Genomic DNA, 16,926 nt, shown 5'->3' with positions numbered 1-16,926 from the left:
GAATGATGCGCAATTCTGCCAAGATGAAGCTTGCTGTCCTATGCAATACTGGTCCGCATGGATGGTTGGAGGGCCGAGCCGGTAGCGAGGGTGAGCTTGATATCCGCCTCTACAAACATTTGGCGCGGACTGCCGAAAAAGGCATTCTCGACATCCTTTTTCTCGCGGATGGGGTTGGCGTCAAGACGCTTGGCCTCAATCCGCGGGAGCAGGAAATGATGGGGAATGCGGTGCATTTCGAGCCAACAACCTTACTTGGGGCACTCTCCCAGGTGACCGAGCATGTTGGACTGGTCGGCACGATTTCAACCACTTATGCACATCCCTACCACATTGCACGACAGATCGGCAGTCTTGACTTCCTTTCTGAGGGGCGCGCGGGATGGAATGTCGTCACTTCAGGCTCACTGGAGGAAGCGCTCAACTTCGGGTATAACGAGCAGGTTCCTTCCGAGGTCCGTTACCGCCGTGCCAATGAAGCGGTAGATACGGTGTTTGCACTTTGGGACAGCTTCGAAGACCAGGCATTTACAAGAGACAGGGCCTCCCGGCGTTATTTCCATCACTCGAAAATGCACAGCCTGGACCATTCAGGCGAATTCTTCGCCATCAAGGGGCCTTTGAATATGCCCCGTCCGCCGCAGGGCCGGCCGATCATTTCGCAGGCGGGAACGTCAAGGGCGGGACATGAAATGGCAGCCCGTACGGCCGATGTAATGTATGCCAAATTCGGCACACTCGAGGGTGGGCGCTCCTTCCGCAAATCGATGACTGATGCTCTGGCACGGCACGGACGTCGCCCGGGCGATCTGGCCGTTCTGCCTGGATTCTTCCCTGTAATCGGCGGTACCGAGGCCGAGGCTCAACGGAAGTTCATGGAGATAGGCCAATATCTCGATGATGTCGCTGGCCTCAACCTGATCAAGGGGTTCTGGAACGTCGATCTCAGTGGCTATCCCCTGGACGAGCCCTTGCCTGACCTACCCTCGATCGATGCCTTCGCGCATGGTGAAGACATCAACCTGAGCCCGCAAGGACGACGCCTGACTATTCGTGAGACATTCCACTGGCTGGCCAGCGCGTATGGCCACATTTCTGTAATCGGGACGCCGGAAATGGTGGCGGATTCCATGGAAACGTGGTTCCGGGAAGGTGGAGCCGATGGTTTCAATCTCTTTCTGCATGCAATGCCGGGCAGTCTTGATGATTTCGTCGAGCAGGTGGTCCCTATCCTGCAAAAGCGAGGTCTGATGAACACGGAATATGCCGAGGGCAACTTGCGTCAACGATTGGGATTGGCCGATGTCGAAAATCGATACGCAAGATCTTGAAATCTGGCCACGAGAGGATCGAGCCTTGCGTTTCTGTAAAAAGCGATCTCCCGCCCAGAGTGGATTTCTGATATGAGTGAGGCACCTAGGAAGCAAGTCCGTGGCAGATCAGTGTCAATCGAGATCGATCACGTCTCCATGGAGTTCCCTCTGGATGGCGGCAAGGCGATCAGGGCCATCGATTCAGTCAACCTGACTGTCCAGCAGGGTGAGTTTGTTGCTCTCATCGGTCCATCGGGTTGTGGGAAAAGTACAATTCTCAGGCTGGTGGCTGCGCTGGAGCGGCCAACCTTTGGCCGCGTTGCAGTCGAAGCAGCCGAGCCGACAGAGGTGTCCCGCTCACACAGGCTCGGCGTCGCCTTCCAGGATCATGCCCTATTACCCTGGCTGACCGTCAGAAAGAATATGGCGATCCCCTTTCATGCGGCGCGTCGGCCGGTTGACTGGAAAAGGATCGACGAACTTCTCGCTCTAGTCGGCCTCGAACAATTCGCAAATGCGCGTCCGGCACAGCTTTCGGGCGGCATGCGTCAGCGCGTCTCAATCGCCCGAGCCCTGGTGCTTCGCCCGACAGTCTTGCTGCTGGATGAACCATTCGGGGCCCTCGATGCCGTCACGCGGCGCTCCATGAATATGGAACTCCAGCGAATATGGAGCGAAGACAGGATTACGACGCTACTCGTCACCCATGGTGTCGATGAAGCCCTGCTTTTAGCGGACCGGATCATTGTCATGGGGGGGCGGCCAGGTCGTGTTATCAAAACCATCGAAGTCCCGTTCGCACGGCCGCGGCTTCCGGAGATCCAGCGTAGCGCGGCTTTCCACCAACTGGCCGACGAACTGACGCTGGCGCTGGAACCAGAGGATAATTGATGAGGCCGTCAACACGCGCGCAGGACTGTCTGTTGGGTTTCCTCGGCATCGCACTATTCGCGGGATTGTGGGAAGTCGCGGGGCAGAAGGGCTGGTTCGGTATGGCCTGGCCCCCTCTATCGTCCGTCGTCATGTTCATGGCCAGTCCTCAAAAGCAGGCGCTTCTGGCAAAGGCCGCCCTCGCCACGACGACCATGGTGGCGATCGGTTATGCTGTTGGGGCAAGTCTGGGGATGCTGGCTGCCGTTCTCGTGCATTTCGTCACGGCACTCCGGCCTGGAATGGATCGCTTCGCCAGCCTGCTCCACAGCATTCCGACAATCGCGTTGGCACCGATCTTCATCGTGCTGACCAGTCGAGACTATACCGGCACTGCGATAGCCGGTATTAGCGTCTTCTTTGTCAGTTATGTCGCGATGACATCTGGTTTGTCTGCTGCGCCCCAAGCCGGGCGCGACCTGTTCGCGGTGCTCGGAGCCGGCAAGGGAACGCGTTTCCTGCATTACGATCTCCCCACCGCATTGCCCACGCTTCTAGACGGGTTGAGTTACGCCGTGCCAATGGCGTTTATCGGTGTGATCCTCGGTGAATGGTTTGGTGCTTCCCGCGGGATCGGCCTGTTGATGGTCAGTGCCATGCAGAACTTTCAGATTCCCATGCTGTGGTCTGCGGTGCTCGTGACGTCGTTGCTATCTCTTGCTGCCTACGCAGCAATGAGTCAGATCCAAAGATGGGTGCAGAGACTTTTTCGATGATGGCACATATTTCGATACAGAAACGCGTTTACCAATTCCTATCGGTGAATTGGGCAATCATGGCGCTCGTTGCCATCTGGCAGCTCGGGATCAGTTTGTTCAACGTCAATGCCATCGTGGTGCCTGCACCACTCGACGTTTTAAGAGACATCGTCGGGAACTCTGGCATCTATGTACTCAATGGCATGCAAACCCTGTTGCTGGCTTTTTCGGGTATGCTTGTTGGTATGTTGGCCGGCACCGTGATTGCCATCCTTATAAGCCAGTCTCGAATTCTGAATGGCCTGTTGCTCCCTGTCAGTCTGATACTCGCGTCTGTCCCTGTTGTGACCATCATCCCGCTTCTGGCGCGGCTGTTTGGCTACGACATGCGAACCGTACTCGTCATTGTCGCTGTCATCTCGTTCTTTCCGGCCTTTGTTTTCACGATTTCGGGAATGCGCGCCTTCAGCCGCACCAGTGCTGACCTGTTTTCAGTGCTCGGCGCCCCGTATCTGGTGCGGTTACGTCACCTCTATCTGCCTGCCGCCGTGCCAAATTGGATGATTGCATTGAGATTGACCGCGCCATCAGCTTTTCTGTCCGCAATGGTGGCGGAATATCTGATCGGCAAGAGCGGCTTCGGATACCTGTTTCGCCAAGCAGCATCCGCCTTCGAAACAGACCGTGCTTTCGGCACGAGCGCGATTGCAACGGTTATCTCCATCATGGTCTTTGGGCTGGTCACCCGGCTTGAGCGGAGAATCCTGCGTTTGTGGCAGTGAAACAGGCGTGAGGCAGCGGTCGACCACGTTGACGTGATGGCGGCTCGTGCTTTAACTCGCGGTGCAACAAAGTGGGAAGATCGATTGGCCAGACGGCAGCAAACAGCCCTGCGCTTTCGTGAGGAGCTGAAAGCCCTTGTCGATGCGCATGACGTAACGGGATATATCGACCGAGCCATGCAAGAGGCGCATCGCCGTCTGCCGGAGCTCGATGACCAATCTAACCGTCTTTCCCTGATGATATTCCGGATTGGTGGCCTAATCAGTCACAGTCATGAAACCAAGGTGCAGCGTCCCATGGGCCTGACCCATGCAGGATTTCACCTGATGTGGGTGATCTGGCTAACGGGGCCGATCGAGGGTTCGCAAGTGGCTTATTTGATGGGTATCAGCCGCGCAAATGTTTCCGGAGTGTCGGCTACGCTTGAGAAGGAAGGTCTTCTGGCGAAAATTCCTTCGAGCCGCGACGGTCGTTCCTCACTTTTGACGTTGACGCCTGAGGGTATCCGTCGGTTCGAGGAGGCGTGGCTGAGGATCGGCGACCTTGGAAAAGGCATGCTGCAAAGCTTTTCCAGCGATGAATTTGAAACGCTCATGCGTCTGCTCGGCAAACTTGCCATGACGATACAGGGGAAGGATTGAATGAACCGTCTGTGCGTCCGTGGGTGAAGGTTGGCGCACTTCGCAAACATCAATCCTAAGAGCATTGAAAACGTTCGCTGCCCTGGTGTGGCTGAAATGATCAAGTGACTGGGTGAACGCGTTGTCAGGATTTCGCGCGTTTGGGTGCCCGTCGACGGTAACCTCGCGGTCCTTGCTTCAAGTATAATCTGATCCATCGCATCGAAGCCGTGACACCATTGCTGCTGCAGGTCATTGGACAAAGGGCCCGACTTTTTGGGGCGAGCCCTTTGTCCTGCGGTGCTCCTTGGGAGGGAGTTTGGGGCGTGACCTTTCAGGCCTCAGGCGGCAAAATGTAAGCGTGGGACAGTGTAATTTGTGTCACCGACCTGATGTCGGAGGCATTCGCTGCCAACAGGATTTCGTATGTCCCGGGCTCGGCATGGAAGGCGCTCAGGTCTACATCGTAGTAGCAGAGGTCACGTGGCTTGATTGCAAGCGTCGTCGTGCCGGTCTGCCCGGCGGGGATGAACATTTTGGCAAAGGCCCTGAGTTCCTTGTCCGGTCGTTCGACTTTACCTTTCGGAGATCGAATGTAGAGCTGCACCACCTCAGAACCGGAGCGACTGCCTACGTTCTGAATATCAACAGTGACACTTATACCTTCCGAGCCGAATTCTCGCGATGAGACGGTTGGTTGGCTCCAATTGAATTCGGTGTAGCCGAGCCCGTAGCCGAAGGGGAACAGTGGTTCGACACCGCGAGCATCGTGGTGTCGATAGCCGACGAAAACTCCCTCCTCATACCGCACGTGTCCGTCTTTTCCGGGATAGGTTTCCGGATGGCCTGCCATAGCCGAGTTGTCCCAAAGCGACCTCGGAAAGGTCTGCGGCAGTCTGCCTCGTGGCTCGACATCGCCAAAAAGGACGTCTGCGACCGCGTTGCCGAGTTCCTGTCCAGGATACCAGAACTGCACGACTGCGGCCACGTCGTCGAGCCAAGGCATTTCAATGGGGCCGCCCGTCTGTAGTACGACCACGGTTTTGGAGTTGACGGCAGCGATCCGGCGGATCAATTCGTCCTGTTTTCCTGGCAGACGAAGATCGGGAAGATCGAGGCCTTCTGTATCCCATTCGCCATCGCGACCAACGAAAACGAGCGCGACGTCGCTGTTTCTCGCGAGCTCGACGGCTTCGTCGATCGCATCGATGCCCAGCGGCCTTTCGACGCCAAAGCGGACCGCTGTGATGTATATGCCTTCGCCGTTCGCCTCCGGCGTATCGTAGTCGACGCGGATATTGTAGCGCCGGCCGGCTTCGAGTGTGACGGATGCTCTGATTTCATCATTCGCTGTGCCGAAGTAGTTTTCGCCCTTGGTCCAGCCGTCGTTGCCATCAATGAGAAGTGTGTCGTCGATGTAGAGCCGCGCGAGACCCGCGTTGGTCATTCCGAAGACATGCTCTCCAGTTTCGTCGGGAGTAAACGTTGTAGAGAGGCGGACCGAGAAATTCGTCGGGTCTAGCCGCTTCTCGGGCAAATCGAACCAAAAGAATTCGCCTTTGACGGCTTTCTCGATATGGAGTGGGGTGCCTTCGCGGCCGTGTCCGGCGAAGAACTCGACATGAATGTCGGCTTGAAGCAATTCTACCAGTCTGTTGTGTCGGCACCCCACGGCGTGCTGCATGCTGTTGGGATTCTGCAATGCCGCCTGGATGCCTTGCAAGGGGCTGATAGCGTAGCTCGTCGCAATCTGAGCGCTGCCTCCTCCCATGATGCGCGCAGTCGCCGCATTGGGGCCAAGGACCGCAATCCTTGCCAGTGAGGTCATTTCCAGTGGCAGAACACCGTTATTCTTCAATAGGACCGCACCCTCCGATCCGAGCTGGCGGATCAGTGTTCGATCTTCCTCCCGGTCCAGGAAGCGTTCGTTCAGGTCTGGAGGTGTTTCGAATGCACCGACACGCTCGAGCAGCACAAGCATCCGCCTGGCGGCCTCGCGGATGTTTTCAGGCTTGACCTTTCCATCCCGGACAGCTGCAACGAGTTTATCGCCGCGGTCACGTGTCGGGCCGGGCATTTCCAAATCCAGGCCTGCGTTAATCGTCTCGGCAGTCGTGCGCGATCCGAACCAGTCCGACATCACGACGCCGTCGAAGCCCCACTCCTCGCGCAGAACCTGCGTCAGCAGCCAGTCGTTTTCGCTGGAGTAGACGCCATTGAGCTTGTTGTAAGCGGACATGAAGGCCATTGCCTTGCCGCGTCTAACTGTTTGCTCGAAAGGGGCGAGGTATATTTCCCGCAACGTGCGCTCATCAATGTCTGACGACATTGTCTGACGCTCGACCTCTGATTCATTGCCTGCAAAATGCTTGACGGTGGCAGCTATGCCCTCGCTCTGGACACCCTGCACATAGGCAACAGCGAGTTCGCCGGTCAGGTGAGGGTCTTCCGAATAGCATTCGAAGTTGCGTCCGTTCAGTCCGGAGCGATGAATGTTGATGGTCGGAGCAAGAAGAATAGAGGCTCCCTTGCTTTTCGCCTGTCCCGCCAGGGATGCGCCCATTCGACGAACCAATTCGGGGTTCCAGGTTGCGCCAAGCGCAATCCCCACCGGATAGCAAGCTGCTTCGACGCCGCCGACAAGGGAACCGGCCCCACGCGCTCCGTTGGGACCGTCCGTAACCTTGACCTTTGGCACGCCAAGCCTGTCGATGGCCACGGTGGTCCAGAAATCGGCGCCCGAGAGCAGAGAAACCTGCTCTTCAAGTGTCATCCTATCGAGAATGGATTCTATCATTGCGGGCTCCTCCTTCTTTTCGCATTGCGACATGGCAACTGGACCTGCTGTTCAGCGCGCGCCGCGAACTGGCACAATCGCAATTGCTCCGAGAAAGGCGCTGGCGGCTGCGACCGCATAAAGTAGGCTATAGTTCTGCCCGGTTGCTGATCCGATCGCCAGCAGCGACGGTGCAATTGCCGGTGCTATCGATTGCGGCACGACACTGGCGATGTTGAATACACCGAGATTCTTGGCTGCATGAGTTTCCCGATCAGGCAGGATGTCGACAACAAGCGCTTGGTCGACCGCAAGATAGACGCCAAATCCGATGGATGAGACCGCAATGCCAGCGTAGAAGACCATAAGCCCGTTGGCAAAAATGATGATCGCGATACCAAGCGCGTATGCAACGGCGGCCATCATGACGAACGGCTTGCGGCGACCGGCGCGGTCCGAGAGAAGTCCTGAAAGCAATGAGGCGAGAACCACGGCAGCCGTCGTGATGAGAGCTGACACGAACATGGTCCGACCGATCTCCGTTTCGGCTATGTCGAGATGATCGGTGAGGTAGTACACCTGATAGGACGTCAGCACAGCAAAGCCCAGAAAAACCAGAAAGCGGCTGAGCCAGGCATAGCCGAAATCTGGGTGCCGGAGCGGGTTCACCCAGAAACTCGACGCGAGTTCAACAAAGCCGCCTCCAGCCGAGGCCGCGTCCTCATGTGTCGGCCGATCCTTGAAGAGGAACCCAAACGCCAGGACGGCCAGGAGGCAGACCGCAGCCGGGACCAAAAACATTGCATTCGAGGCTGTTCCGGTGAGCGAGATGACGGCACTGCCGATCAGGAGTGCAATGTACACGGACATCCCTGAGAGTGCTGACACAACCCCGCGCTGATGTTCTGGAACCTGGTCCGGAACGACCGCAAAAAGTGCTGCGAGCAGGGCATTGTAGGCGACTTGAGCGACACACCAAGCAATACCGATGATCCACAGATCCGAGGCATATGCGATTACGACCTGGCAAACCGAACCAATTACGACACCGCCGACCAGCCATGGTTTGCGCCGGCCGAAGCGTGAACGTGTCCGGTCTGAAAGATGTCCAAAAATCGGGTTGGCAAAAAGTGCGAACAGCGCGCCTACGCCGAGGATTGCGCCAAGGCTTGCCTCTTTGCCTGCAGGATCCAGCGCGCCGATGCGGATTGCCAGCGTCATTGCTATCGGAGTCATCACGGCAACGTAAAAGCCGAGATTGGCAAGTGCAAAGCCTGTGAGGAAGGGGAAGCCGACGTCTTTCAACGGAGGGGAAGTGGGCGTTGTAAGGGGCTTGCTTGGTGTATCGATATCAAGATTCTTCACGGTGATCCTCCCCAGCCGTAGAGTGGCGGCGTTTAACCTACCGACTACTCGGTAATTTTTAAGAGTCAAGATAGCAGGTCGAAATGCGACGATTAACTCGGGCACCACCCTGAGCCACGTGAGATGGTTTCGAAAAATAGGGTTCTCAGACCTCCCGATATCGGAGTAAAGCTCGACCGAGAGGGTGGGGCACAGATGACGAGAGAACCGCAAGGCAAGCAGCGAAGGCATTCCCCTAAGGGAACGAGCCGCCGTGAAGAAATTCTTGTTGCAGCCATGCGACGGTTCGCGACCGATGGATACCAGAACGCAGCGATCGGCGACGTTGCCCGCGACGTTGGGCTTTCGCTGCCCGGGTTGCTCCATCACTACCCAACCAAAGTGGATCTCCTCCTGGCCGTACTGGAGAAGCGAGATCATGATGGCGTCCTCGCTGTCGGCCACCTGCCAGACGACGTCGGGAGCTTTCTGTCAGGCCTTGTGCAAGTCTGCCGCACCAATGTCGAGATCGCCGAAGTCGTTCGTGCTTTTGCCGTTCTCAATGGTGAGAGTCTGACGAAAGATCACCCCGCGACGAATTGGTTCATAGAACGATCCAGACAGCTCCAGAAGGAGATTGGGGGGATCTTCGAGCAGGCCGTGCTGGAGGGGTGCATCCGCGCGGATGTAAACGGCCCAGCGCTTGCGACAGAACTCATAGCCGTCATGGATGGGTTGCAGACGCTCTGGCTGCGCGATCCGGATCGGTTCGATATGGTTAACGCGCTGCAGCTTTATGTCGACCGACTTGCACGGGATATAGAGGTGACATCGAAAAAGTCATGAATCCGTCGCTGGTTCGGGTCGGTGCCCTAGCACTTTCTAACACGCGTTGGATCGTGCGTTTCCAGTGCGGCGATGGTCGATGAGGCGGGGGGCTTATTGCGCAGGCGGCGCCGAGCATAGTCTGCTGCCGATGGATTGAGCACGGCGGATCAAAGGTAAAAGGGTCTGAATGCTGCAGACCGCCTGGCCACCGACGTTTCACCGTTCCGGTGAACCCCATGAGACAAAGGGCGCCCCTCCATGGGCGTCTGGCGACAAACGCATATGGCTCGAGGCTTGTGCTTGTCGGTCATCTCCGAGGTCGGCTTGACGGGAGCCATCGGCTGGACCCTAGCGATGAATGCTGAGCTGCTGTTGTTCCGAGCCCAGGTAGTCCAAGAATGCACGCGTTCTCTGCGAAAGCCGACGCTGGCCGAGATAGACTGCGTGAATGTCCAGTTCGGGTCCGCAAACGGTCGGGAGGACGTGCTCAAGCGCACCCGTTGCTAGATCGTCATGCACGACATAGTCAGGGCAAAGAGAAATGCCCTCGCCATTGCGGGCCAGATCGCAGGCAATTCGCGGGCTGTTGACCATGAACGATCCGCGAACGTTAAGCAGGCGGAGTACGCCGCCCTCCTGCAATGGCCAGCTACCATTGCCGCGTAAGTTCGTGTCGCGAATGCAGTTGTGCGTCTCCAGCGCGTCTAGGTTCATCGGTCGACCCATCCGGTCGAGATAGGACGGTGCTGCAACGAGCTGCAGCGTCGTTCGGCCAAGCCTGCGCGCAACCAGCGCCGAGTCGTTCAGCCGCCCGATGCGTATGGCAAGGTCAATTCCCTCCGCCGCCAGATCGACATATCGATCCGAAAGGCGGAGATCGATGGTTAGATCAGGATGTGCTGAGCGGAAATTGCTTAGGACCTGCATGAGCCGAAGCTCGCCATAAGCTATCGAGGCAGATATCCGGAGCGTGCCGGATAGGCCCCTTTTTGTCTCGCGCAATCCCGAGGTCATGACATCCAGATCAGCGAGCCAGTCGGGAGCGCGCTGTATAAGCGTTTCTCCTGCCGCCGTCATTCCCAGCCGCCTCGTGGTGCGTTGCAGAAGTCTTGTTCCAAGCCGCTGTTCCAGTTCGGCCATGTATTTCGAAGCCAGTTTTGGCGACATGCCCAGTCGCGCTGCTGCACCTGAGAAAGAACCAGTCTCTACTGTGGCAACAAACACCCTGATGCCATCCACAAAGTCCATCAACGACTCCATTAGGAACATTATGTGGAAAGAGATACGTCATCTTCGCCATTTTATCCAGAGTTCATTTTCTGCATATTCCTTTCATCAGCCAACCGCAGCGGCAAACGCCCGCGCTGATACAAAGGAACAGAAAATGCTCAACACACTAAAATCCCTCAGCTTGGCCGCCCTTGTTGTTGCAGGCTTTGCCACTACCGTGTTCGCCGACGATGCGACTGACCTGAAGAACTATCGTGCTGCCGAGGCCCTTGGTGCCCAGCATCTTGCGACTTTCGATACCTTGGACTTTGACGTGTTCACGAACCAGAAGTGGGAACGCCTGAAGGAAAGCCACAGCGCGAACGTCAAGGTACATTGGCCGGATGGTCGGGTCACTGAAGGCATCGACACACATATCTCGGACCTGAAGTATCTTTTCTCTTTTGCTCCCGACACTCGCATTCTGGAGCATCCTATCAAGCTGCAAGACGGCGACTGGACCAGCGTCGTTGGCTTCATGGAAGGCACCTTCACGAAGCCGATGAAACTTGCTGATGGCACAGAAATCGCGCCGACTGGCAAGGCCTATCGCATTCGGATGGCCACCGTCAGCCAGTGGGGTCCCGATGGTACGATGTCCGAGGAGTATCTGTTCTGGGACAATAAGGACTTCTACCGGCAGCTCGGCGTCGGCAACTAAGACTTTAGGCATGTGGCTCCTGTCGGCGTGACCGGCAGGACCCATTCCCCGGAACTAGGAGAAAAATCATGAACATTGCAATCATTGGCACGGGCAATATCGGCTCTGGTCTCGCTACTGTGCTCGCCAAGACCAATAACAGCGTAGTTGTCGCAGACCGCAAGGGCGGTGAGGAGTTGGCCGCTAGGTTGAAGGAGCAGGGCCTTTTGGTGCAGGCGACTGATATCAAGAATGCTGTCGCCGGGGCCGAAATTGTCATACTTGCTGTACCATATGGCGCCGTGGCAGGCCTTGCGGATGCCGCTGATTTCACCGGCAAAATCGTCGTGGACGTTACCAATCCCGTGACCGACGACTTTTCTGGCTTGCAGCTCGGGCATGAGACGTCAGCCGCAGAGGAGATCGAAAAGGCGTTGAAGGGCGCGCGTGTGGTGAAGGCATTCAACACCGTCTTCGCCCAGATCTACGCCGAAGGTTTGACCTTGGGTGGCAAGCCGATCCAGACCTTTGTCGCAGCGGATGATGCCTCGGCTAAGGCAGCGGTGCTGGCGCTGGCAAACGAAGTCGGCTTTGACGCCCGCGATGCCGGTGCGCTTAAGAACGCTCGCTATATTGAGCCTCTCGCCTACCTCAACATCCAGTTCGGCTACATGCTGGGCCGGGGAACTCTGATTGCGCCTGTCTGGTTGGGCTAATCAGAGGTGGGGCATCGTGCGGGGCGGGTTGGCTGCAGAAGATGACAGCCATTTAGATCTGGCCCCACACTATACCCTCTGAGTGTCAACGACCTGCCGCGCCCGGTTCCGGGCGCGGTGCTTTCGGATCAGCACTGAAAACAATCTGGTGAACGGCACGGGGCGGAAGGCTGGATATCCGTCCAAGCCAAAGGATCTGGCGGTCGAGTAGCGCTTGCTCGAAGATCGCTGGCGGTCCACTGAAGCTGGGCGTCATCCACGCCTTACAAAGCGGAACGGGCGGTTCCACGAATTCCCACTATCTATCCGATTCCGGGTGAAAGCCGCAGTACTGGCGCTACCGCCAGACAGTATCTGGTCGCTCGGGACCAAGCTCGTTCTGGCTATGGTGGAGCGGCTGTTGAATGTGGCTTGCATCGAAATTTGCTGAACCGAATTTCCCTGAACCAAGTTCTGGCAAGTTGCAGGCTCTCACCTGTGGCTTCACGTTCAGGCGTACAGATTTTTTCAGAGCGCTGGAGAGTGGTTGGTCACGCGCGACCTTGGCAACTGGGGTCAAGCTGAGTTCGCGTTACGTGGATCCGGAAGATTTACGCGTAGCCCGCTTAGAGTAACACATCCATCCGGAGCGAACGTCGCACCGTTGATCGTGTCCTCAACTGCGGTGGAGCCGAACAAGGCTTCGCTGTGGAATGGCCGATGATGCTGCGGGACTGTTTCAAGTGGGGTATTGTAGAAATTAGGCCTACACAACGTAGATTTTTCGCTGTTTATCGGCGTTTTTATTTACATTACCACCCATTTATCAGCAGCGGTCATCCGTGAGTCCCAGCTGAGTGCCGATTATGAGGACGGTGTAAGATGGCTCGAATTTCTGTGTTTTCCCGGAGTTATCCACCCGCTCATTGCTTGAGCCCCGCAGCGGCATTCACGGCGCCTGTCATTGAGGTTCTCGCTCAACACTGTGTCATTCCGAGCAAGATTGAATTCCTTGCGGCAAAAGTGTCCGAGGTCAGGGTGCTTCAGATCAACGGTTTATAGGCTGAGTGCCGCTCCAGTTTTCGCTACATCCAAGCTGTTTAAATGGCGATGAAGAAATAAAGTATAGGCGGTCGATTCGGGTTTCCCGATGTCGAAAAGTAATAATGTATACGCTCGTTAGCAAATGTATATGCGAATATTGATTATGAATATCGTGATTTTCGCAAATAAATTATTGATTCTACGATCTGAGATGTTGCCATGAAGGCATATATATTTTCCTTGGGTGCCGGCGTATTGGTCGGAATGATCTATAGCTTGCTCAATGTTCGTTCACCTGCTCCGCCGGTCATCGCTCTGATTGGGCTGCTTGGAATATTGATCGGTGAGCAGCTCATTCCCTTTGCAAAGACGCTTGTGGCTCAAGAGGCCGCCGTTGATTCCCGGTTCAACCAGGGGAAGTCGCACATTTTTGGACAGCTGCCGGAAGGCGAGGGCGAAGCTGCTCGTCACGGTGATGAAGGGAGAAAAAGCTGATGCCTACCCGTCGTGAATTCATAGCTACCGCCTCGGCGCTTGCCTTGGCCAAGGTTGCCTCGGCTACGGAAAGAGTTGAAACCACTGGAAAGTTTGCAGATATCGTACTGCACAACGGATTGATCACCACGCTCGATCGCGCAAACCCGCTTGCCAGTGCAGTCGCCATCAAGGACGGGCTGTTTCTTGAGGTTGGCAGTGACGCTGACGTGATGGCGCTTGCGGGACCAGATACGAAGATCATCGATCTCAAGGGCAAGCGTGCGCTGCCTGGCCTGATCGACAATCACACCCATGTCGTCCGTGGTGGCCTCAATTTCAACATGGAACTGCGTTGGGACGGCATCCGTTCGCTTGCCGATGCCATGGATATGCTCAAGCGGCAGGTGGCGGTCACGCCGGCTCCGCAGTGGGTTCGTGTCGTGGGAGGCTTTACCGAGCAACAATTCGCCGAAAAACGTCTGCCGACGATTGAAGAAATTAACGCCATTGCGCCCGATACGCCGGTATTTCTTCTGCATCTCTACGATCGTGCGCTATTGAATGGCGCAGCGGTGCGCGCCATCGGATATACGCGCGACACGCCCAACCCGCCCGGTGGCGAAATCGTCCGCGATGCCAACGGAAACCCAACGGGTCTGCTGCTGGCCAAGCCAAACGCAACCATTCTCTATTCGGCGCTCGCCAAGGGGCCCAAGCTACCCTTCGAATATCAGGTGAATTCGACACGACATTTCATGCGCGAGCTTAACCGTCTCGGCGTGACCGGCGTTATTGATGCGGGCGGCGGCTTCCAGAACTATCCCGACGACTACCGGGTCATTCAGAAGCTCTCTGACGACAATCAGATGACAGTGCGGCTCGCCTACAATCTGTTCACCCAGAAGCCGAAAGAGGAAAAAGAGGATTTTCTCAACTGGACGTCCTCGGTGAAGTACAAGCAGGGGAATGACTATTTCCGTCATAACGGCGCGGGCGAAATGCTTGTCTTCTCTGCTGCCGACTACGAAGACTTTCGTCAGCCGCGGCCCGAATTGGGGCCTGAGATGGAAGGTGAACTCGAGGAAGTGGTCCGGGTGCTGGCCGAGAACCGGTGGCCATGGCGCATGCATGCCACCTATGACGAGACCATTTCGCGGTCCCTCGATGTTTTTGAAAAGGTCAACAAGGATATCCCCCTCGAAGGTCTAAACTGGTTCTTTGATCATGCCGAAACGATTTCGGAACGTTCGATCGACCGGATCGCCGCACTTGGTGGGGGCATCGCAACCCAGCATCGCATGGCCTATCAGGGTGAGTATTTCGTAGAACGCTATGGCCACGGGGTTGCCGAGGCTACCCCACCAATCAAGCGCATGCTGGAAAAGGGTGTCAATGTTTCGGCTGGTACTGATGCTACTCGCGTTGCATCATACAATCCCTGGGTCTCGCTCGCATGGATGATTACCGGCAAGACCGTCGGTGGCATGCAGCTCTATCCGCGGGCCAATTGCCTGGATCGCGAAACGGCGCTGCGGATGTGGACGGAAAAGGTCACCTGGTTTTCCAATGAGGAAGGCAAGAAGGGTCGCATCCAGAAGGGGCAGTTCGCCGATCTCATTGTCCCGGACAAGGACTTCTTCTCGTGTGCAGAAGATGAAATTTCCTTCCTGACGTCTGATTTCACCATGGTCGGTGGCAAGATTGTTTATGGTGGGGGAGCATTCAAGGCGCTCGACGAGAACCAGTTGCCGCCCGCCATGCCGGATTGGTCACCAGTGCGGAAGTTCGGCGGTTACGCGGCCTGGGGTGAACCACAAGGCGCGGGACAACGCTCCCTTCGTCGCACTGCGATATCGACGTGCGGCTGCGCAAGTGACTGCACCGTACATGGCCACGACCACGCCAGCGCATGGACGTCAAAGCTGCCGATCGCTGATCTCAAGGGCTTCTTCGGAGCCTTGGGATGCTCCTGCTGGGCGGTGTGACGTCACAGCAGATACCCGACTGGTGAGAGAGTGGGCAGCATGGTTCAGCTGCCCGCTTTCCAATGAACGTGCAGGTGATCATGCCGGTTGTCGTGACGGGTTCCTGATCGTCAAACGATTTGGGGCCGCCGGTCTACCGGCCGATGTGCCGTGCTTTCGAAATAAACGCCGTCCAGTTCGACCACTTGACGGCTCAGGGGTTACCATGACCAATCATCTTTCTTCCTTGGGCAATCTACGTCCTTTCGCTGCAAAAATTCTCGGCGCTCCGGCCATTCGCTTTACCGCCCTGCTGGCCCTTTGCGCGGCCTATATACAGGGTCCGATCACCAAGCTCCTCGACTTCAAGGGGGCAATCGCCGAGATGGAGCACTTCGGCCTCTATCCGGCGGCGCTTTTCGCGGTCTGCGTTATCATCTTCGAGCTTGCAACCTGCGCAATGGTGCTCTCAGGCTTTCTCCGCTGGATTGGGGCACTCGCTCTGGCAGTCTTCACATTGCTCGCAACATACGTCGCCCTCCGCTTCTGGGAGATGCCCGCTGGTATGGACCGGGTGATGGCGACAAATGCATTCTTCGAACACCTGGGCCTTGCCGGCGCTTTTGTCCTGGTTGCGATCTCCGACCTCATGAAAAGTGAGCAGTGAGCAGTGAGCATTGGAAGGTCCGTGGTCGGCAGATTCGACATCCCCCAGAGCAATTCAGCCACCGGTCGGATCGCTCCACAGGGCCAACCATCACTTGCCTTGCAGCGCCGATATCGGACTCGTAGACCTCAGTTTCAGGCAAATTCAGAAAGATTAGTGATGACGCAAAGATTGCCTACGCTCCTCAGCTTCAATGCCGGATATGTTGATACCGCAGGATTTCTGGCAATGCATGGCCTGTTCACGGCACACGTGACCGGGAACTTCGTGACATTCGGTGCGGCACTCGCCGAAGGGACATCGGGCGCTCTGGTGAAGCTCGCAGCGCTGCCGGTATTCTGTTGCGTCGTCATCCTCGCCCGTTGCCTGGGGCTCTGGTTGGTCGAACGGGGCAAAGGCGCATTCGTCATCATGCTCGGTCTGAAGTGCGCATTGCTTCTGGGCGGGGCGGTTCTAGCAGTTTTATGGGGTCCGTTTCCCATCGGGGATTCCTGGGAGTTGTTCGTTACGGGAATGCTGTTCGTTTCGGCCATGGCCATTCAAAACGGCGCCCATCGTGTGCATCTCAGCAGCGCGCCGCCCACGACGCTTATGACGGGAACAACCACGCAGATCATGCTGGATATCGGTCAGTTGCTATACGGAACATCCGCCGAGAGCAGACCAGCAGTGCTCGCGCGAATAGCCAAATTCGTTCCTGCTGTGCTTGCGTTTGGGGGCGGTTGCCTGGCCGCTGCTGGCTTGTTCACCCTGTTCGGCATGTGGTGCTTCATGCTGGCCCCGCTTGTAGGTCTTGGGGCAATCTGGTTGCAGGCCGCATCGAATGGCCAATCGTTGAGCGCGCCGTAATGCGCCTGCCCAATCGGCCCCGAGATCTT

14 protein-coding genes and 1 pseudogene are annotated in these 16,926 nt (G+C 56.7%); 12 read left to right on the top strand and 3 right to left on the bottom strand.

Annotation, left to right across the window (positions count from 1 at the left end):
* Window positions 1-2 precede the first annotated feature (2 nt).
* The 5 genes from ACSV9I_RS16170 to ACSV9I_RS16150 all read left to right on the top strand — a co-directional run bounded on the left by ACSV9I_RS16170 (window position 3) and on the right by ACSV9I_RS16150 (window position 4,365).
* The gene (locus ACSV9I_RS16170; RefSeq protein ID WP_438329888.1) at window positions 3-1,331 is read left to right on the top strand and encodes an NtaA/DmoA family FMN-dependent monooxygenase; all 1,329 of its coding nucleotides are present in this window, start codon (window positions 3-5) and stop codon (window positions 1,329-1,331) included.
* Window positions 1,332-1,442: 111 nt separating this feature from the next.
* Window positions 1,443-2,204: an ABC transporter ATP-binding protein gene (locus ACSV9I_RS16165; protein ID WP_438329887.1), complete on the top strand. Its 762-nt coding sequence runs from the start codon at window positions 1,443-1,445 to the stop codon at window positions 2,202-2,204.
* Window positions 2,205-2,236: 32 nt separating this feature from the next.
* Window positions 2,237-2,959 (top strand): ABC transporter permease, encoded by a 723-nt coding sequence (locus ACSV9I_RS16160; protein ID WP_438329886.1) that lies wholly within the window; start codon window positions 2,237-2,239, stop codon window positions 2,957-2,959.
* Window positions 2,956-3,723 carry an ABC transporter permease gene (locus tag ACSV9I_RS16155; protein ID WP_438329885.1) on the top strand — a complete coding sequence of 256 codons (768 nt, stop codon included), beginning with the start codon at window positions 2,956-2,958 and terminating at the stop codon, window positions 3,721-3,723. Before ACSV9I_RS16160 ends, ACSV9I_RS16155 begins: the two co-directional genes overlap by 4 nt.
* A gap of 36 nt (window positions 3,724-3,759) precedes the next feature.
* A complete protein-coding gene (locus ACSV9I_RS16150; protein ID WP_438329884.1) occupies window positions 3,760-4,365 on the top strand; it encodes a MarR family winged helix-turn-helix transcriptional regulator in 606 nt (201 codons plus the stop codon).
* Between the two features lie 313 nt (window positions 4,366-4,678).
* On the opposite strand, the gene ACSV9I_RS16145 is transcribed toward ACSV9I_RS16150, so the two are convergent.
* Together ACSV9I_RS16145 and ACSV9I_RS16140 are read right to left on the bottom strand one after the other, a co-directional pair.
* Complete coding sequence (locus ACSV9I_RS16145) at window positions 4,679-7,141, bottom strand: glycoside hydrolase family 3 C-terminal domain-containing protein (RefSeq protein WP_438329883.1); 2,463 nt, start codon at window positions 7,139-7,141, stop codon at window positions 4,679-4,681.
* Window positions 7,142-7,192: 51 nt separating this feature from the next.
* Window positions 7,193-8,341, bottom strand: a complete 1,149-nt coding sequence (locus tag ACSV9I_RS16140; RefSeq protein ID WP_438330019.1) for an MFS transporter — start codon at window positions 8,339-8,341, stop codon at window positions 7,193-7,195.
* Between the two features lie 339 nt (window positions 8,342-8,680).
* On the opposite strand from ACSV9I_RS16140, the gene ACSV9I_RS16135 reads away from it, so the two are divergent.
* Entirely contained in the window at window positions 8,681-9,310 is a 630-nt protein-coding gene (locus ACSV9I_RS16135) for a TetR/AcrR family transcriptional regulator (RefSeq protein ID WP_438329882.1), read from the top strand.
* 330 nt (window positions 9,311-9,640) lie between these two features.
* On the opposite strand, the gene ACSV9I_RS16130 is transcribed toward ACSV9I_RS16135, so the two are convergent.
* Window positions 9,641-10,540: a LysR family transcriptional regulator gene (locus ACSV9I_RS16130; protein WP_438329881.1), complete on the bottom strand. Its 900-nt coding sequence runs from the start codon at window positions 10,538-10,540 to the stop codon at window positions 9,641-9,643.
* A gap of 22 nt (window positions 10,541-10,562) precedes the next feature.
* On the opposite strand from ACSV9I_RS16130, the gene ACSV9I_RS16125 reads away from it, so the two are divergent.
* The 6 genes and pseudogenes from ACSV9I_RS16125 (at window position 10,563) to ACSV9I_RS16100 (ending at window position 16,897) form a co-directional block, all read left to right on the top strand.
* Entirely contained in the window at window positions 10,563-11,222 is a 660-nt protein-coding gene (locus tag ACSV9I_RS16125; RefSeq protein ID WP_438329880.1) for an ester cyclase, read from the top strand.
* Between the two features lie 44 nt (window positions 11,223-11,266).
* Window positions 11,267-11,917 (top strand): annotated as a pseudogene (locus ACSV9I_RS16120) (NADPH-dependent F420 reductase); the annotation flags it as partial.
* Between the two features lie 1,242 nt (window positions 11,918-13,159).
* Entirely contained in the window at window positions 13,160-13,435 is a 276-nt protein-coding gene (locus ACSV9I_RS16115; protein WP_438329879.1) for a DUF1427 family protein, read from the top strand.
* Window positions 13,435-15,402, top strand: a complete 1,968-nt coding sequence (locus ACSV9I_RS16110) for an amidohydrolase (RefSeq protein ID WP_438329878.1) — start codon at window positions 13,435-13,437, stop codon at window positions 15,400-15,402. The genes ACSV9I_RS16115 and ACSV9I_RS16110 overlap by 1 nt, the downstream gene beginning before the upstream one ends.
* A gap of 205 nt (window positions 15,403-15,607) precedes the next feature.
* Window positions 15,608-16,048, top strand: a complete 441-nt coding sequence (locus ACSV9I_RS16105) for a DoxX family protein (RefSeq protein WP_438329877.1) — start codon at window positions 15,608-15,610, stop codon at window positions 16,046-16,048.
* A gap of 159 nt (window positions 16,049-16,207) precedes the next feature.
* A complete protein-coding gene (locus tag ACSV9I_RS16100) occupies window positions 16,208-16,897 on the top strand; it encodes a YoaK family protein (protein ID WP_438329876.1) in 690 nt (229 codons plus the stop codon).
* Window positions 16,898-16,926 lie beyond the last annotated feature (29 nt).

The sequence above is a fragment of the Rhizobium sp. G187 genome, from assembly GCF_051549525.1.
GTDB lineage: Bacteria > Pseudomonadota > Alphaproteobacteria > Rhizobiales > Rhizobiaceae > Allorhizobium.
This window is presented reverse-complemented; position numbering and strand designations above follow the sequence as displayed.

Bases quoted from the DNA above. Each gene is read 5' to 3' on its own strand.
- ACSV9I_RS16105 (WP_438329877.1), top strand. From the start codon at position 15,608: ATGACCAATCATCTTTCTTCCTTGGGCAATCTACGTCCTTTCGCTGCA.
- ACSV9I_RS16145 (WP_438329883.1), bottom strand. From the start codon at position 7,141: ATGATAGAATCCATTCTCGATAGGATGACACTTGAAGAGCAGGTTTCT.
- ACSV9I_RS16110 (WP_438329878.1), top strand. From the start codon at position 13,435: ATGCCTACCCGTCGTGAATTCATAGCTACCGCCTCGGCGCTTGCCTTG.
- ACSV9I_RS16100 (WP_438329876.1), top strand. From the start codon at position 16,208: ATGACGCAAAGATTGCCTACGCTCCTCAGCTTCAATGCCGGATATGTT.
- ACSV9I_RS16140 (WP_438330019.1), bottom strand. From the start codon at position 8,341: ATGACGCTGGCAATCCGCATCGGCGCGCTGGATCCTGCAGGCAAAGAG.
- ACSV9I_RS16130 (WP_438329881.1), bottom strand. From the start codon at position 10,540: ATGGACTTTGTGGATGGCATCAGGGTGTTTGTTGCCACAGTAGAGACT.
- ACSV9I_RS16115 (WP_438329879.1), top strand. From the start codon at position 13,160: ATGAAGGCATATATATTTTCCTTGGGTGCCGGCGTATTGGTCGGAATG.
- ACSV9I_RS16135 (WP_438329882.1), top strand. From the start codon at position 8,681: ATGACGAGAGAACCGCAAGGCAAGCAGCGAAGGCATTCCCCTAAGGGA.
- ACSV9I_RS16155 (WP_438329885.1), top strand. From the start codon at position 2,956: ATGATGGCACATATTTCGATACAGAAACGCGTTTACCAATTCCTATCG.
- ACSV9I_RS16125 (WP_438329880.1), top strand. From the start codon at position 10,563: ATGTGGAAAGAGATACGTCATCTTCGCCATTTTATCCAGAGTTCATTT.
- ACSV9I_RS16150 (WP_438329884.1), top strand. From the start codon at position 3,760: ATGGCGGCTCGTGCTTTAACTCGCGGTGCAACAAAGTGGGAAGATCGA.
- ACSV9I_RS16170 (WP_438329888.1), top strand. From the start codon at position 3: ATGATGCGCAATTCTGCCAAGATGAAGCTTGCTGTCCTATGCAATACT.